3 protein-coding genes are annotated in these 18,490 nt (G+C 39.0%); all 3 read right to left on the bottom strand.

What is annotated here, in order from left to right:
• The coding region (locus RAO94_02225; protein ID MDP8321148.1) for an Ig-like domain-containing protein at window positions 1–2,451 on the bottom strand (2,451 nt) is incomplete at its 3' end.
• Window positions 2,448–2,585, bottom strand: coding sequence for a hypothetical protein (locus tag RAO94_02220; protein MDP8321147.1), 138 nt, complete (start codon window positions 2,583–2,585; stop codon window positions 2,448–2,450). The genes RAO94_02225 and RAO94_02220, both read right to left, overlap by 4 nt.
• A 47-nt stretch (window positions 2,586–2,632) precedes the next feature.
• The gene (locus tag RAO94_02215; protein ID MDP8321146.1) at window positions 2,633–18,421 is read right to left on the bottom strand and encodes a tandem-95 repeat protein; all 15,789 of its coding nucleotides are present in this window, start codon (window positions 18,419–18,421) and stop codon (window positions 2,633–2,635) included.
• Window positions 18,422–18,490 lie beyond the last annotated feature (69 nt).

Below are 18,490 nucleotides of genomic sequence, written 5' to 3'. Positions count from 1 at the left end.
CTGACCTGAAACTAAATTCTCCTGATAATCCAGATCATTATCCTCAACATCAAAGAAAACACTTTCTAATTCTACCGTGAAAGTTTCAAAATCTTCCACCTCTGTGAAATTACCTATAGGATTAACTATAATCGGCAGATTATTGACAGAGCTCACAATTACTGAAAATTCTTCCTGAACGAAAGCAGCATATTCATCGGTAGCTGTCACGGTCACAATTGAGGTGCCATACCAGTACAATATCGATGAAATAGTTAACTCACCATTAACATCATTCAAAGTTATTCCAATTTCTGTACTATCAAAAACAACCGAATAACTCAAGATGTCTCCATTTTGATCATTAAAATGATCATCAAGATCAAAACTGAAATCTAAAAAATCCTCATTCTTATTAAAATTCTCTATGCCAAGACTCACTGGAGCATCATTTAAAACAGTCAAATTTCCATTAGTGATATCTGTTATTCCTGTCGCATTGTAGAGGAAATTCGTTATGGTTAATACTGTAGTTCCCGGCACTAATGTATTAAAAGTTAATTCTGTAATAGCACCAGCCCCTATTACATCTCCACCACTATAGGAAACGTATATTGAATCACCGCTATCTGTTACAGAAAAAATTCCACCAGCAGATACAACTCCAGTGTCAATTGCTGAATATTCAACCAAAGTACTGTCAAAAGATAAACCAAAACTGAATGAAGTTACATCCCAAAGATCATCAATATAACTGGTTAATACTTCAAAACTGAAATCTGGACCATTATGAATTTCGATAGGAAGTATCGATATCTGAGAACCTTCAAGGGTGGCACTGCCCACGTAGGCAAATACATTCCAGGTGTTTTCTGCTGTATATTCTCCATCAAAAACTGAACCCGTAACTGTATATGAACCATTACTTGGGAAAGCATAACTGAAATTGTTACTTTGTTCTAATTGCTCGTCACCATCTACATACCAGGTATATACCAGACTATCCATATCGGTATCGATATCAAGCACTATAATACTAAATAATTGCAAACTATCAACTGGAATATTTACATTTAAATTTGTGGGACTATAATTGGTTATTACCGGTTCATCATTTACTGGTGTTACGATTATTTCTACAGTATCACTGGCAGTCGCCCGAACCTCTATATCAACCACTGTAAATATGATCGTCTCACTGCCGTTCCAGTCTGCTGCTGCCCCAAATGTTACATTATATCCAACTATATTAACTGTTACATTTACATTGTCAGAAACACTTAATATAGGTGTGTCCCCATCCACGTCACTGATGTAACCGGTAAAATCTACTATTGAAGTCTGATCCTCTGCGAAACTGAAACTCGCAGGCAGAGCTATCACAGGAGCGTTATTTACTGCTGAGATTATAACATTAAATGTATCAGACACTGTCGCCCGATATTGATCATCTGCCGTAATACTTACAACTGAGGTGCCATTCCAGTAATTAATCGGACTGAAGGTCAAGATGGAATTTAATATTGATATTGTAATTTCTGTACTATCAAAAACTGCACTATAACTTAAAATATCATTATTATCATCACTAAAATAGTCATTTAAATTAAGATCATAGGCAACGAAATCTTCAGCTTCATACTGATCAGGAATTTCTAATACCACATAAGGTAAGAAATTCTCGTAAGTGATTACAGCTTCACCATCTATCAGGTTAGTTATTGAATATTCTGAAGCTCCTGTATCAGTATATGTAAAATTCTGAATATCTAAAGCACTGGTACCACCAGTGCCCTGAGGTGTAAATGTCAAACCTATTATTGGTGCTACCCCGGAAATTGTTGAACCTGAATTTATTGTCACTGTAACTGGTGACGATGTTCCACTGATAGATACCGTATTTCCTGAAGCAAGCATATCTGTAGTGTTATAATTTGTCAATGCCAGTAATGAGTTTGTAAAATGGACTTCAAATTCTATTTTATTAATATTCCAGTCAATTGCTATACCCTGGTAACTTGATAATTCTACCGTGAAATCTGTTACCTGATTTCCAGCAGCACTCCCCAGGGTTATCTCTGAATCTAAAATTTCAGGTGTTATTGCATTTACATTAAACATTATGTTTCCTTCGTTGTGAGTTACTTCATGTGTTTCTTCACCATCACAGATTACATCATTACTTGCATCCCAGATTCTAAAACTAAGTGTCTCTGTTGTACCTGTTTGACACTGCACTGTTAGTCCATATACGTGACCCCCAATTCCAGGGTTCGCAATTGCTCGACATTCATCACCCACAAAAATACCAAACAAATCATCAGGACCAGCGGCGACACCGTCGATAGTTACATCTCCATAAAAAGTTGAGCCAGTATCCGTATAAATCACTGGACTCCAATCTGGTTCTGCAATTAAATATGACATTGTAAATAAAAATAAAATCACTATTGCCAAGCGTAAATGTTTCATAAAACGCCTCCCATATATATCTTTTTTTTTTCTTTTAATAATTTTTTCATTTCTTTTCTCTTCTTTTTCTTATAATTCATTTGTTCTCTTTTTTTAAATTTTTTTAGTCCTGGTTCGATTCTAATAATTTCCAATTTCAAAAGCTCCGGGAACGGCTGAGCCGTCCCCGGATTATTTCAGGTTATTTCATTAAAATAACCTTTTGTATTTCCTGAACTCCATCAGCTATAAATCTTACGAAGTAAACTCCAGAAGTGCATCCTGCTGCATGGTCATTACTGCCATTCCAAGTCAGAATATGTTCTCCTGCTGTCATATCAGTGTTAATAATTGTCTTTACTAACTGTCCTCTGACGTTGTAAACTTTTACGCTTACAAACTGATCTGTCTCAAGATAGAAGCTGATACTGGTCTCTGGATTGAAGGGATTAGGATAAATACTGGTTAATCCACTCACCGTCACAACATCATCCCCATTATTGACTGTCAAAGTTGGCATGCCATTATAATCCTCTCCGGGATTTGAAATGATTACTTCGTTACACTCATAAACCTCTCTGCTGGATGGATCAAATATCCTGAAGCCGATTTCTTCCGGCTGCTCACTATTTACAACTAATGATGAAATATTGGCTCCGTTGTATTCTCTTATCCGTGATACTCCCCGACATTCATCTCCAGCAAAGCTACCCAGGATCATCCCTTCACTACCTGTTAGATCTACCTGTACATAGACGATCATACTGTTTGTATAAATTACAGGTGACCAAATTGATTCAGATAACTCATCAGACTGACTGTGATTATTACGAGTTGCCATCGGATAATAGAAGGTTGTGTCACTTGAAACTCTCACATAATAACCCTTACCTGGCTCCATATTCACTAATGTATTATATGCTGATGGCAGACTTGGGTCATAGCTTGAGAATATATCTTTAACCTTCAATAAAGTTCCAGCATTAATTAATCCTGCAAAGGCTGTTTCTACGTCCATTGCTGTTTGATTCACATATGCTGCCAGATTCCAGCCAGCACTAAGATCAATTTGAGTTTGTGTTGGATCCAATATAGATCCTGTAACATCAAGTACAGATACTGCACTTACTTTTACATAATATCCTGAACCATCTTCAAGTTCCTGAAGTGTATTATATACTGAAGGTAAGGATGGATCATAACTGCTGTAAATGTCTTTCACTTTCATCAGGTTTTCCATGATCGGTGCAAATATTGTTTCCACACTCATATCTACTGGTCTGACATATAATGATACTAGATTCCAGCCCCCATTGAGATCTAAGGTCTGTGTTACATCAGATAAGTTTGATCCATCAAGCAATATCTCATCTGGTGGATATCCTACTACACCTCCTGGATTTGACTGGATTGTTGTAGCAACATTATAGATTATATCTTCGCTGCTGTCCCAGATTCTGAAATGAACTGTCTCGACAATCTCACCCTGTACTACCAGAGAAGCAATTGCTTCACGGGTCAATAATTGTACTTGAGTTACTGCTCTACATTCATCTCCTACAAAAGCTGCAACAATATCTCCTTCTTCAGCATCTACTCCTTCGATAGTTACAAGTGCATATACAATGGTGCTATTTGTGTAAATAACTGGAACCCAGCCCGGTCCCTCTCCAGTAGTAACTGCCAGAGGTAATGGATTTGGTACTGATCCTATATTTCCACCTGGATAAGTCTGTGTAAAGTACTCCAGATCATAAATACTATCTGTTTCCAGATCCCAGAACTTGAAGTTTACTACTTCTACTATATCTCCATAAATTTGGAAATTAACTCTTGATGATCCATTTACTGTACCCATTCCACGGCATTCTCCATCCACAAAGGCACCTATCATGTCACCTATATCTGCAGATAAACCATCAACTGTTACATAACCATGGGCATTAGTAAAGTTATCATAGGTAACTACTACCCAGTCAGGAGCTAATAGATAGTGTACTGACCAGGTGATCATCACAGGATATTCACCATCAGTGATCTCTACTACAATAACGTAATCACCCTCTTCAGTAAATTCCGGGGTAAAGATATTACCCATAATAGGCATAAATTCACCATTGAAAGTCCAGCTGTATTCTAGATCACTATCGATATCTACTGCATCCACATAGAAATCTATTATTGCATCATCATAAATGGTGATATCTGTTTCTACGGGCAAATATTCATTTATAACTGGAGCATCATTTACTGCAGTTACATTAATTATCACATCATCACTATCAAACAACCTTGCTTCATTATCACTGATCGTGAAACTCAATGTCTCATTGCCATACCAGTCACTTTCTGCTGATATTGTCACCATATATTCTTCAATAGCTACCAGCACCATTATATTACCGGAAACTGACAATGTCAAAAATTCACTGTCAATATCGCTAATGTATTCTGAGAAATCTAATTCCAGACTTTCATCTTCCAGGAATGTGAATTCTTCTGGAAGCTCTATTACTGGTGGATCATTTACTGGCATTACATCAATATAGATCGTTGCAAGATTAGAAACCGCTTCACCGTCAGTTACATAATATTCAAAATTCACTGAACCATTGAAGTCAGGTGCAGGTGTATATTCAAATGAACCATCTTCCATCAGGTTGAAATCTCTTTGCTCTACTAATACACAAGTTAGTATTTCGGGATATTCATCTGGATCATAATCATTGATCAAAACACCGGCCCCGGCATCTACTACCAGTACATCATCTTCATATACTGAGTAATAATCATCAACAGCAACTGGTATAATATTGATATATTCACTTACGATCACAGTTGCTATATCTTCTCCAGTACCGCCTTCATCATCGGTTACTATCAAAGTTACTTCATGGTCTCCAACTCCAAATCCATAATCAATTACAGATCCGGATCCTATCATTTCGTCATTATAATACCATTCATAAAGAACTATTTCACCATCAACATCAGTTCCTGAACCGGATAATGTCACAATTGCCTCGCCATTAACTTCAGCTACTGCTTCGTAAGGACCACCTGCATCAGCTACTGGTAGATCATTTACGCTGTTCACGATAATTGTCACCTCAGTAGGATCTGAGAAGATTCCTCCATCAAAAGCTACATAACTGAAGCTCACTATTCCATACCAGTTAGCCGGTGCACTGTATTCAAAGCTGCCATCCCAGTCGTCTGAATTATAGATTAAGGTACCTACTGTTGGTTCTTCAATCATCAAAGCAGTAAGTGGCTCAGGATATCCATCATCAATATCATTTGCCAGAATTCCTTCAGCAGCAGATACGATCAATACCATGTCTTCATCTACCTCATAATTATCTGGATAAGCAATTGGAGTTGTTCCACTATATGGAGCCACAGATGCTTGAACATTGTCGCTGTCTGTACCACCCTCATTATCAGTGACCAACAATGAAATAGTGTAGTTGCCAAGTGCAAGCTCTATCTGTGGATTCTCACCGTAGGCTTCTCCACCATCCCAGCTCCAGTAATGTTCAATTATTTCACCATCAACATCATAAGAACCGCTTCCATTTAAAGTTATCAGAGCAATACCCTCTGGACCTGCCATAGCATTTATAGGCACACCTGCATCTGCAACTGGAAGATCATTTACTGAGGTTACTTCAATCAAAATATCATCGGTAGCTGTCACGCGATCTACACCGTCATCAACTGCAAAGGTCAATGTCTCATTTCCAAAGTAATTCTCAAGGGCTCCAAAAGTTACCATTGTACCAGTTATTACAGCAGTGATATTTTCATTACCCGTTACGCTTAATGTCAATCCATCTCCATCCACGTCACTGATAAATGGTGCAAAATCTACTATCAGTTCACCATCTTCTGCAAAGCTGTACATCTCAGGCAGATCTATCACCGGAACATCGTTCACTGGTGTAACTACAATATCAAATTCTGAAGTTACTGTTAACGAATCAGTATAACCATCCCAGGCTGTTACTGACATTGGAATAGTACCATTAAAGTTATCAACAGAATTTATCGTTAATACATTATCCAGTAAGCCCCATTCAATGCCATCTCCTGATTCTATATTTATATAGGTTAATTCATCACCTTCATCAAGATCAATGAAATAGCCATCTAAATCAAGTGTAAATGATCCAAAATCCTCAAATACTGTCTGTAAGGGAATTGGAATCAGTACAGTTGGACCATTGTTATTGATCACACCCTGGTTGATCACTCCAACCTCCACAGAGTTAAAAGTGAAATCATAAACTTCTAATGGAGACTGACCACCTGTGAGAGATGTAAATTCCAGGTTGATCAAACTACCTGCACCTTCGATTGGGATATATTCCCTTCCACCGGAACTTACCTGGCTTACGAATTTTATGTTTACTACACCACGTTCAAAAATAACTTCTAATTCACCATCAGGATTTACAATTGTGCCATCAAGTGACCAGCCATCAAGACTCAATTCAGCATCATTATATTCTAACCAGAATTCATAACTGAATACACTCCATAATGGGTCAATATAAGTTGTAAGAACATCAATGTTTACCGATTCACCTGGCTCAGCAACTCCTGAAGTTACTGTAATTTCTGCAATTATTTCCGGTATCTCAGCATCCATTACAGTGATCATCACTTCATCAGTGTCAGTATATTCACCATCAGATACCTCTAAAGTTATCACAAAATCTGTATCTTCATTTACTGCAGGAGCAATGAATGTGGGATTAGGACCGTCAGCGTTCTCAAGGAAAATACCTGCTGGCACTATCCAACTGTATTCCAGACCTGTAGGCTGTTCTTCATTGACCGTGAAAATAAATGGATCATTACCATCTCCCACAGTCATATCAGCTACAAAGTCCAGAGTTTCATCTATATCATAGATCATTCCTGCACTGGCATCATATAATTTGAATGTTAATGTCTCACCACTTGTCACATTGCTGAAAACCTGTGGCATAAAGGCTATATGACCAAATGGCTCTGTATAATCCTGTACACTGTTATCACTCTGCTGGGCGATTCCACGGCATTCGTCTCCTACAAATACTCCAATCATGTCATTTACATCATCACCTGGTACATCATTAAGCATCAGCATTCCCCAGATAAATCCACTATATTCATAATCAGGTGGATTTATCATCCAGTCTGGTACATCTCTGAATACAATGCCATCTGGATCAAATGATCCCGATCCATCTAATTGAACGAAATTACCTTCTTCAACGATCTGATCTTCTCCTGCATCTGCTACCGGAGGATGATTGATATTCAATACTGTAATTATTACTTCATCACTATCTGTATATTCACCATCACTTACGTTTAAGGTAAATACAAATTCCTCGTCTGCAATAACTTCCGGGGCTATAAAGCCTGGTGTTGCACTCATGGGATCGTCTAATTCGATACCATCTGGAACTATCCATTCATAATCCAGATCCTGTCCGTCAGGATCATATGAAGCTGTTCCATCCAGCATAACGGGTTCCAGCTCATATGGGCTTTGATCCATTCCGGCATCAGCAACTGGTGGATGATTTACATCAATCACTTCCACCATACCCTGTATTACATTAAATATCTCGGTTGAATTATAATGGAAATCTACTGCATTGATCTCACTTAATCCTGCATTAACTGCCATAAATTCAAATATTACAAGGTCTCCGATTCCGGACATTACTATTGCATCAGCATAAGCCACTGCAAGCACTCCCGGGGCACTATTATTCACCAGCAGCATCGCATTAGGATTAGGCACATTACCTGCCTCGTATCCTACATATTCGTATGATTCTGCATCATAATTTATATCAAATTCAAAACTGATCACATTCCAGTAATCGTACAATTCTGTTGTGCTTACGCTTATTGTGAAAAGTTCATCCTCTAAAACGGTTGCTGAACCTACTGTGATCTCTGCTTCAAATAATGCCGGTCTTACTATCAATAACACATCATCAGTATCGATAGCTCTTCCCATATTGTCATTTATCGTGAAGGTCAATAATTCTTCACCGTACCAGCTGGGAGAATCAAAGGTTACATTCAATCCTTCTATCAACACATTGATATATTCATTGCCACTTACAGTCAGTTCCAGTACATCTTCATCAAAATCACTGGTAAATTCTGCAAAATCTACTTCAAATGGTACTGCTTCGTCCATTGTAAAGCTGTCTGGCAATTCGATAACTGGATCATCATTAACTGATTCTACATAAACCATGAAGCTGGTATCTATCGTATATTCACCATCACTCACGGCTACACCTACCCAGCTTTCTCCATTCCAGTTCTCTACTGATTGAATTTCTATCATGGCGCTTTGATCAAATACTATTACGATTTCTTCTGGTGTGAAAGTATATTCATAAATTAATTCATCTTCTTCCACATCTCCAAAATATCCTGTTAGATCAAGTTGATATGGCTCAAAATCTTCCATTAGGTAGATATCTACCAGATCTCCTGTCTGATATGGTATATCATTTACTGAAATCACGGTTAAGGCAACCATTACTGGTTCACTATAATCTATTCCATCAAATGCCCTGTATTCAAAGCTGTCATCTCCATTCCAGTTCTCATTTGGCATATATGTAAAGTCTCCATTTGCAGAAAGCGCCAGAGCTCCCCAGCTTACATCTGTGATCAGATCAGCTGTCATTGCTTCCGGATATTCGTCTGGATCAATATCATTATATAGAACATTGCCAGAGATGGAAGTATCTTCTTCACCTTCAAAGCTATCTGCTTCAGCTACAGGGGCCATGTTTTCATAGCCTGATACTGTGACGGTTGCTAGATCAGTTCCAAATCCACCTTCATCATCAGTTACTGTCAGCATTACCTCAAATACACCAGTTGCAAAAACTGCCATTGGCATCTCACCACTGACGCTACCACCTTCCCAGCTCCAATCCCAGGCTACTATTTCACCATCGATGTCGTAAGAACCGCTGCCGTCTAACATTACTTCAGCATTCCCTTCTTCATCTGCCTGACTGTAATAAGGTCCATTAGCCTCGGCTACTGGCTCATCATTTATTGATTCCACATAAACTGTGAAGCTGGTATCTATCGTATATTCACCATCACTCACGGCTACACCTACCCAGCTTTCTCCATTCCAGTTTTCTACTGACTGAATTTCTATCATGGCGCTTTGATCAAATACTAATACGATTTCTTCTGGTGTGAAAGTATATTCATAAATTAATTCATCTTCTTCCACATCTCCAAAATATCCTGTTAGATCAAGTTGATATGGCTCAAAATCTTCCAGCAGGTAGATATCTACCAGATCCCCTGTCTGATATGGCATATCATTTACGGGGATTACGGTTAATGCTACCATTACTGGTTCACTATAATCTATTCCATCAAATGCCCTGTACTCAAAACTGTCATCTCCATTCCAGTTCTCATTAGGCATATATACAAAGTCTCCATTTGCTGAAAGCGCCAGAACTCCCCAGCTTACATCTGTGATCAGATCAGCTGTCATTGCTTCCGGATATTCATCTGGATCTACATCATTATAGAGAACATTGCCAGAGATGGAAGTATCTTCTTCACCTTCAAAACTATCTGCTTCAGCAACAGGTACCATGTTTTCATAGCCTGATACTGTGACAGTTGCTATATCTGTGCCTATTCCACCTTCATTATCAGTTACTGTCAGCATTACTTCAAATACACCAGTAGCAAAAACTGCCATAGGCATCTCACCACTGACGCTACCGCCTTCCCAGCTCCAATCCCAGGCTGCAATTTCACCATCGATGTCGTAAGAACCGCTGCCATCTAACGTTATTTCAGCATTCCCTTCTTCATCTGCCTGTTCATAATATGGTCCGTTTGCCTCGGCGACTGGCTCATCATTTACTGATGATACATATACCATGAAATTACTCATTACTTCATATTCACCATCTGTTACGGTTACTCCCACATAGCTTTCACCATTCCAGTTTTCCAAAGAAGTGATTTCAAAAATGCCATTACCCAGATCAGCAATCTCAATTTCTTCGGCATTAAAATCTACTGCATATTCCAGCACTTCGTTATCAATATCACTGAAATATCCTGCTAAACTAAATTCGTATGGCTCAAAATCTTCTGCCAGATATATATCGTCAGGCTGCATTACCAGCTCTGGGGCATCATTTACAGCTTCCACATATACCATGAAACTGCTTTCTACTTCATATTCACCGTCTGTTACGATTACTCCTACAAGGCTTTCACCATTCCAGTCTGCGATTGGAGTAATTTCAAAGACGCCATTACCCAGATCAGCAATCTCAATCTCTTCAATATTATAATCAACTGCATATTCCAGTACGTCATTATCAACATCATTGAAATATCCGACTAAACTGAATTCGTAGGGCTCAAAATCTTCTGCCAGATTGATATCTTCGGGCTGCATCACCATCTCAGGTGGATCATTTACAGGCATTATTGTAAATGTCACTTCTACCACTTGACTATATGCCGCTCCATCATAAGCCCGATAAGTGAACATGTCTTCGCCATTGAAGTCAGGCTCTAGGCTCCAATAAAGAAAACTCCCGTATTCATCCCAACCCATCAATCCATGCGAAGGAGATGTTACTACTTCCATAGTTAAATATGGTTCAGGATATTCATCAGGATCATAATCATTAACCAGTACATTACCTGTAAATTCGTATGTATCTTCATCTAAGGTGAACATATCAGGCTCGGCAATCGGAGGTATGTTAACATATTCACTTACATTGACAGTTGTTGTCTCTTCATCAACGCCCTGTTCATTATCCATCACAGTTAAAGTAACAATGGTTTCTCCGGCCGGAAATTCCGCCAGTAAGGTTTCTCCTGTTCCATAGCCACCTTCCCAGCTCCATTCCCAGCTCATTATCTCACCATCAATATCATAAGATCCACTGCCATCAAGCTCTATCTCTGCATAACCCTCGGTATTAGCCTGTCCATTGTAGGGTCCGCCGGGCATAGCTACGGGGTTATCGTTAACCGATCCCACAGAAATGATCACATCATCACTGGCTGTAAGTCTTCCCATTGCATCATCGATTGTAAAGGTAAGAACTTCCTCGCCAAACCAGTTCTCGCTGGCTGTGAAGGTTACTATATAACCCTCAATGGACGCTGCCACTTCCGTCCCGCCTTCTACGGTTAATGCTAATACGTCTCCGTCAATATCACCAATGTAGTCCATGAAATCTGCTTCCAGCATCCCATCTTCATCAAAACTTAACATCTCAGGCAAATCAATCGTTGGTGCATCATTCACAGGATTCACAACCAGATGGAATACATCTTCTTGCGGGTACCATTCATCATAAGCGATGACTGTAATATCAAGTTCACCATTCCAGTCCATTATTGATGATAAAGTCAATTCATCATTGGCAATTTCAATTACTACGGCTTCCAGATCATATTCAAGCCAGTAGCCAAGTATATCATTATCTACATCCATGAAATAATCTGATAATGTTAATACTACGGACTCAAAATCCTCATCAAGTTCCATATCAGGAATCTCATTGTAAACATAAGGAGGATCATTCACAGCTTCCACATATACCACGAAACTGCTTTCTACATCATATTCACCATCTGTTACGGTTACTCCCACATAGCTTTCACCATTCCAGTTTGCAATTGGAGTAATTTCATATACGCCATCACCCATATCAGCAATCGCAATTTCTTCTACATTATTATTAACTACATAATCCAGTACTTCATTATCAATATCATTGAAATATCCGACTAAACTGAATTCGTATGGCTCAAAATCTTCTGCCAGATTAATATCTTCCGGCTGCATCACCATCTCAGGTGCATCATTAACCGGCATTACTGTAATTGCTACTTCTGTCTCTGAACTATATGCCATTCCATCATAAGCCCGATAACTGAACATGTCTTCACCATTCCAGTTCGCTGCAGGGGTATATGTGAAGCTGCCATCTCCCAGTAATTCCAATACACCATTGCTTACATCTGCCACTAATTCAGCAGTTAAAGGCTCTGGATATTGATCAGGATCCTGGTCATTTGCAAGCACATTATCCATCAGAACTTCATCTTCAAATACACTATACATATCTGGTTCAGCAATAGGAGGTGTATTACCGAGTTCAGTAACATTCACTATCGTGGTTTCAGTTCCGATTCCACCCTCGTTATCTGTTACTGTTAATTCCACTGGAGTTTCACCTATCGCAAATATGGCTGCAAATGTTTCTCCTTCACCTGAACCACCTTCCCAGTTCCAGACCCAGGATACTATCTCACCATCAATATCATATGATCCACTGCCATCAAGCATGATCGCTGCAAATCCCTCTGCATCCGCCTCGGCTCCATAAGGACCGCCTGGCATTGCTATTGGATCATCATTAACTGAAGTTACCTCGACAATGACCATATCTTCTGCCATCAGTCTGCCTTCCGGTAAATCATAAACAGCAAAATTAATTTCTTCACTGCCATTCCAGTTTTCTATTGCACTAAAAGTCACCATTAAATCGGTTATTTCCACAATTACGTTTTCATTACCGTCAAATGTCAATAACAGTGCATCTTCTTCCACATCTTCAATATAAACACTAAAATCTTCTTCCAGCATACCATCTTCAGCAAAACTTAACATTTCCGGAAGATCTATTTCTGGTGCATCATTCACAGGAAGTACTGTAATTTGGAATGTGAAATCTGCCTGATCACCCATATTGTCTTCCACATACACGGTTACATCAATTTGACCATTCCAGTCTAAAACTGAGGTTATAGATAATTCAACCTCAATGATTTCAATATTGACAGTTCCTTCTTCCCATACTGCCCAGTAGTTATTCAAATCTCCATCAGGGTCAGTAAAATAATCAGAAAGAATCAATGTCTCAGATTCAAAATCCTCTTCCATTTCCATATCATCTATCATATTATATAAGTAAGGTGCATCATTTACGCTAATCACCAGTACTTCAAATGTGTCTGTGATTATTGCCCTATCCATATTATCGGAAGCTGTAATTGTCACCTCTGCCAATCCATACCAGTTTTCTACACTGCCCAGATACATCATGTTATCTGCTATAGTAACCATGATCTCTTCTGCATTATATTCTGCCGAAAATGTTAATACATTATCATCATCTGCAAAATATTCATTCAAATCAAATGATGTTTCTTCGAAATCTTCGTAATATTCCAAATCTACTAATTCCATGATCAAATAAGGTTCATCATTCACAGCATTGACCAGAATCTCAAATGTATCTGCGATTATATCTCTACCAACATTATCTGAAGCCGTTACTGTAACTGTTGCTGTTCCTGACCAGTTCTCTACACTATAAAGATACATCTGGTTGTCTGTAAATGAAATCATAATTTCTGCAGCATTATAATCTGCCGTATAGGTTAATACATCTTCATCTACATCACCAAAATATTCACTCAGATCAAGCCATGTCTCTTCAAAATCTTCATCAAATTCCAGATCTGGAAGTTCCATGATCAGATATGGTGCATCATTTACAGGGTTCACTACTAATTGGAACATATCGCTTGCTGTCTCACGGCCTGCGTTATCAGTTATTGTGATCTCCACATCACAAGTTACATAATAATCTGCTGCAGGAGTTATATATGCGATAAGTCCATAATATGCTAATTCCCATTCGCCATTATCATATACTGAGAGATCGGAAATTTCCAGCACGTCTCCGTCAATATCACTCACGAAAGGAGTAATATCAAGCACCAGACTGCCATCTTCATCAATTTCCTGCATCTCAGGTAAGTCAATTACCGGAGCATCATTTACTGGTAATACCACGATATCTACATTTACTTCTGCAACTTCTCTGCCTTGCTGATCTGAAACTCCGATGATTATTGCATCGGTTCCATTCCAGTTAGCAGCAGCACTAAAGGTTATTACAAATCCTTCAATATCACCTGTTATATCATCCAATCCATCCAGATACATTACTAATTCATCTTCATCTACATCACTGATATAGCTGGAAAAATCTACCATTATATCTTCATCTTCATCAAAGCCTATCTCTGGCTCTGCATAGGTAAATACTGGAGGATCGTTCACTGGATTCACTATCACTTCCACATCATCACTAGCTATAAGTCTTGCCTCATTGTCGTCAACTGTGAATGTCATAATCTCTGAACCGTACCAATTCTCAGATGCTGAGAATATTACAGCTCCACCCGTTATTTCTACATTAATATTAACATTACCTTCCACGGTCAATGTGAGATCATTCAAATCCGGATCCCAGATATAACCTTCAGCAGCAAAATCTACTCCCAGGCTGCCATCTTCATCAAACGTAAAGTTTGGTGGTAATTCTATCACTGGTGCTTCGTTGCCATTCTGAACTGTGATCACAACTTCATCAGCTTCACTCCAGGCTTCTCCATCACTAACTATCAAAGAGAAGGTATAAGGAGTTTCTTCGTCAATTTCGGGAGCTGTAAATGTTGGTATTGCTGATGTTACATCATTCAATTCAATACCATCAGGTGCCGTCCAAACAAAATCCAGATCAGGGATAAATATGGTGGTCACGGTAAATATAAAGGGATCAAATCCATTACCAATTGTCATATTTGCCACAAAATCCACTGTTCCTTCCACATCATAGATCATATCTGCGCTGGCATCGTAATATTTAAATGTTAATGTCTCACCTGCTGTTACATTGCTGTACACCATTGGCATAAAGGCTACATGACCAAATGGCAAAGCTGTGTAATCCTGTACGGAACCGTCACTTTGTTGTGCTATTCCTCGGCATTCTTCACCAAAAAATACACCAATCATATCATTTACATCTACTGATAAAGTACCATCTACGTTTACTACTCCCCAGATTGTTCCACTATATTCAAAATCTGGTGGATTAATACTCCAATCAGGTACATCTCTGCTTTCGATAGGAGCATCAGGATCGTAAGACGCTGTTCCATCCAATTGAACCAGGTCTCCTTCAATCACCATCTGATCTTCACCAGCATCAGCTATTGGAGCAATATTACCATTCTCTACAGTAATAACTACTTCATCGGCATCACTCCAGGCTTCTCCATCACTAACAATTAAAGATATAGTATAAAGAGTAGTTTCTGTCACATCAGGCGCGGTGAATGTTGGTTGAACCGCAGTGGGATCACTCAATATCACTCCATCAGGTGCTGTCCAGAGAAAATCAAGATCTGAAGTTACCACAGTTGATACCTCAAATATATAAGGAGCAAAACCTCCACCTACTACCATGTCAGCAGTAAAAGCTAAATCTCCTATTACGTCATATTCCATATCTGCACTGGCATCATAATATTTAAATGTTAAGGTCTCTCCTGCCGTTACATTACTATATACCTGTGGCATAAAGGCTATATAGCCAAAAGGCACTGGATCAAAATTCTGAACGCTATTATCACTCTGCTGAGCTAATCCACGGCATTCATCACCTACAAATACTGCTACCAGATCATTTACATCATCTGCTGAAACCCCGTCTACCAGGACTTGACCCCAGATAAATCCATTATATTCATAAGCAGCTGGATTTACGCTCCAGTCTGGTATTTCTCTACTTTCCTCTCCATCAGGATCATAAGATGCACTTCCATCTAACTGAACAAGATCACCTTCAATCACCATCTGGTCTTCTCCAGCATCTGCTACGGGTGGTAAATTTCCTCCACTTGCTTCCAGCAATACCTGCGTATTTCCCTGGAATACATACAATCCTGTCCAAGTAGGAATTGGGGTTGAAATTATCTCTGTCAACTCGACTTCAGCACTTGCATCCCAAATTCTGTAGATAACTGGATGTCCTATTACATATCCGTCAACTATGGTTGGTGTCATATAACTATCCCAGGAAGCTGACACTACATAAGGTGCTGCTCCTGCAACCGTGGTAACTCCCACGCATATTTCATCATCATTCCCATCCACATCAAAGACTGCTACTTCATCTCCTGCTTCTAATGCTGTTCCATTTATTGTTGCTGTTAATACACTTATATTATGCGGGTATAATGGATCCCCTGCCCAGACTGTCTCAAAATGAGGTTCTGGAGGTGGTGTTGCACTTACCTCAAATATATAAGGATCAAAGCCCCCGCCTACTACCATGTCAGCAGTAAAGGCTAAATCTCCTATTACGTCATATTCCATATCTGCACTGGCATCATAATATTTAAATGTTAAGGTCTCTCCTGCCGTTACATTACTATATACCTGTGGCATAAAAGCAATATAACCAAAAGGCACTGGATCGAAATTCTGAACGCTATTATCACTCTGCTGAGCTAATCCACGGCATTCATCACCTACAAATACTGCTACCAGGTCATTTACATCATCTGCTGAAACCCCGTCTACCAGGACTTGACCCCAAATAAACCCATTATATTCATAAGCAGCAGGATTTACACTCCACGCTGGAACGTCCCGTAATTGACGGTTTTGACTTAATGTTTCCACAGAATTGTTATCTAAATTTTCTGCTGACATTGCTGGAGGTTCAGGATAATTTAAGAGTTCTGGTGCATTCATCTGAAGCATATAACCACCCAAAGGATTAAGCGTTGTCAAACTACCATACCAGCCCATACCCGTATAATATATCGCACTCTGGGTTTGACTTTTGATGTTGGAACCATTCACTACTGTCTCCAGTGCATAATTAATATCCTCTGCCTGTTGTGGTGCATAGGATATCCAGTTCCAGCCACTTGTTAAACTATATGTGGTCGCTGCCAGATCTACTGGAATTCCCGTATATGTTAATGTAGTGCTGTTTTCTACTTCAATTTTATAAAATGTTAAATTATTAATTGATGTGAGGCTGCCATACCAGCCCATTCCTGCATAATAAATTGCACTCTGGGTCTGGCTTTTAATATTGGAAGCATCCTCACCAATTGAAGCCAAAACCCCGTTGGCTGTCATGTCTTCACCGGCTACATTCAAAGAAAACCAGTTCCAGCCAGGTACCATATCTTTATTTACTTCTATTTCCTGTGGTCCACCCATAAAATAAACTGTACCGGATTCCAGATTTAATAAATTAGTTGAATTATATCTGAAATAATCCAGACTAACAATTGACTCTCCCTCTTCACCTGCTGGTTCAAATTCCAAAGTACATAGAGAACCAACACCGGTAATCGGCATCACATTCGCATAAGCTACTACTACTACGCCAGGTCCCGTTTCATTTGCGATCAAATTTCCCGGATTTGGCACGTCGCCTAATGCATAATTCCCTGTAAATGTCATCATTTCGGGGTCATATATCAGCTCAAACTGGAAGGATATACCACCCATCTCTGTGGTTAGTTCACTGGTTAGAATTGCCAGATCAAAGTTCTCTACCAAGCCTGCTACTGGTGAATCAACACTGACGATTACATCTGAAAATGGATTAGGTACCAATACTGTTACGTTACCGTCAATTTGATTTTCATCCAAAAGGAATGTTGAGTTATACTTGAAATCATAAATGTCTAAGCTTGTTACACCTTCTCCGATGGCAATAAATTCTATTATTACAAGAGTTCCTGTTCCCGAGATATTCAAATAGTTTGCATATGCTGTACGTAATATCCCTGGCTCATATTCATTGGCTATCAGGTTTGCAGGTAATGGCATCTCTCCCAGTGCCACGCCCTCATACTGAATCAAACTTTCGTCAAATGCCAGATCAAACTGGAATGCTATCACATCCCATTCATCTAATACTTCTGTCGTGCTTACTTCAATCCATAATGTGTCGCCCTCTTCTACCATTGCATCTGATACTGTTATTATGGTATTCTCGAATTGACCATAAATAAACATTATTGCTAATAAAAGAAAACTAAAAACTATAACTCGCTTCATGTATCCCTCCTGTTAAATTATTATTTTTTTAAGGCTTTCCCTTTTTTTAACAGCACCCTCATGCTGCTA

Source organism: Candidatus Stygibacter australis, from assembly GCA_030765845.1.
Classification (GTDB): Bacteria; Cloacimonadota; Cloacimonadia; order Cloacimonadales; family TCS61; genus Stygibacter; species Stygibacter australis.
The sequence above is the reverse complement of the archived record's forward strand: the minus strand, read 5'-3'. Positions and strand labels throughout refer to the sequence as shown.

Excerpts from the sequence above, each read along its gene's own strand:
- RAO94_02215 (MDP8321146.1), bottom strand. The coding sequence starts at position 18,421 with ATGAAGCGAGTTATAGTTTTTAGTTTTCTTTTATTAGCAATAATGTTT.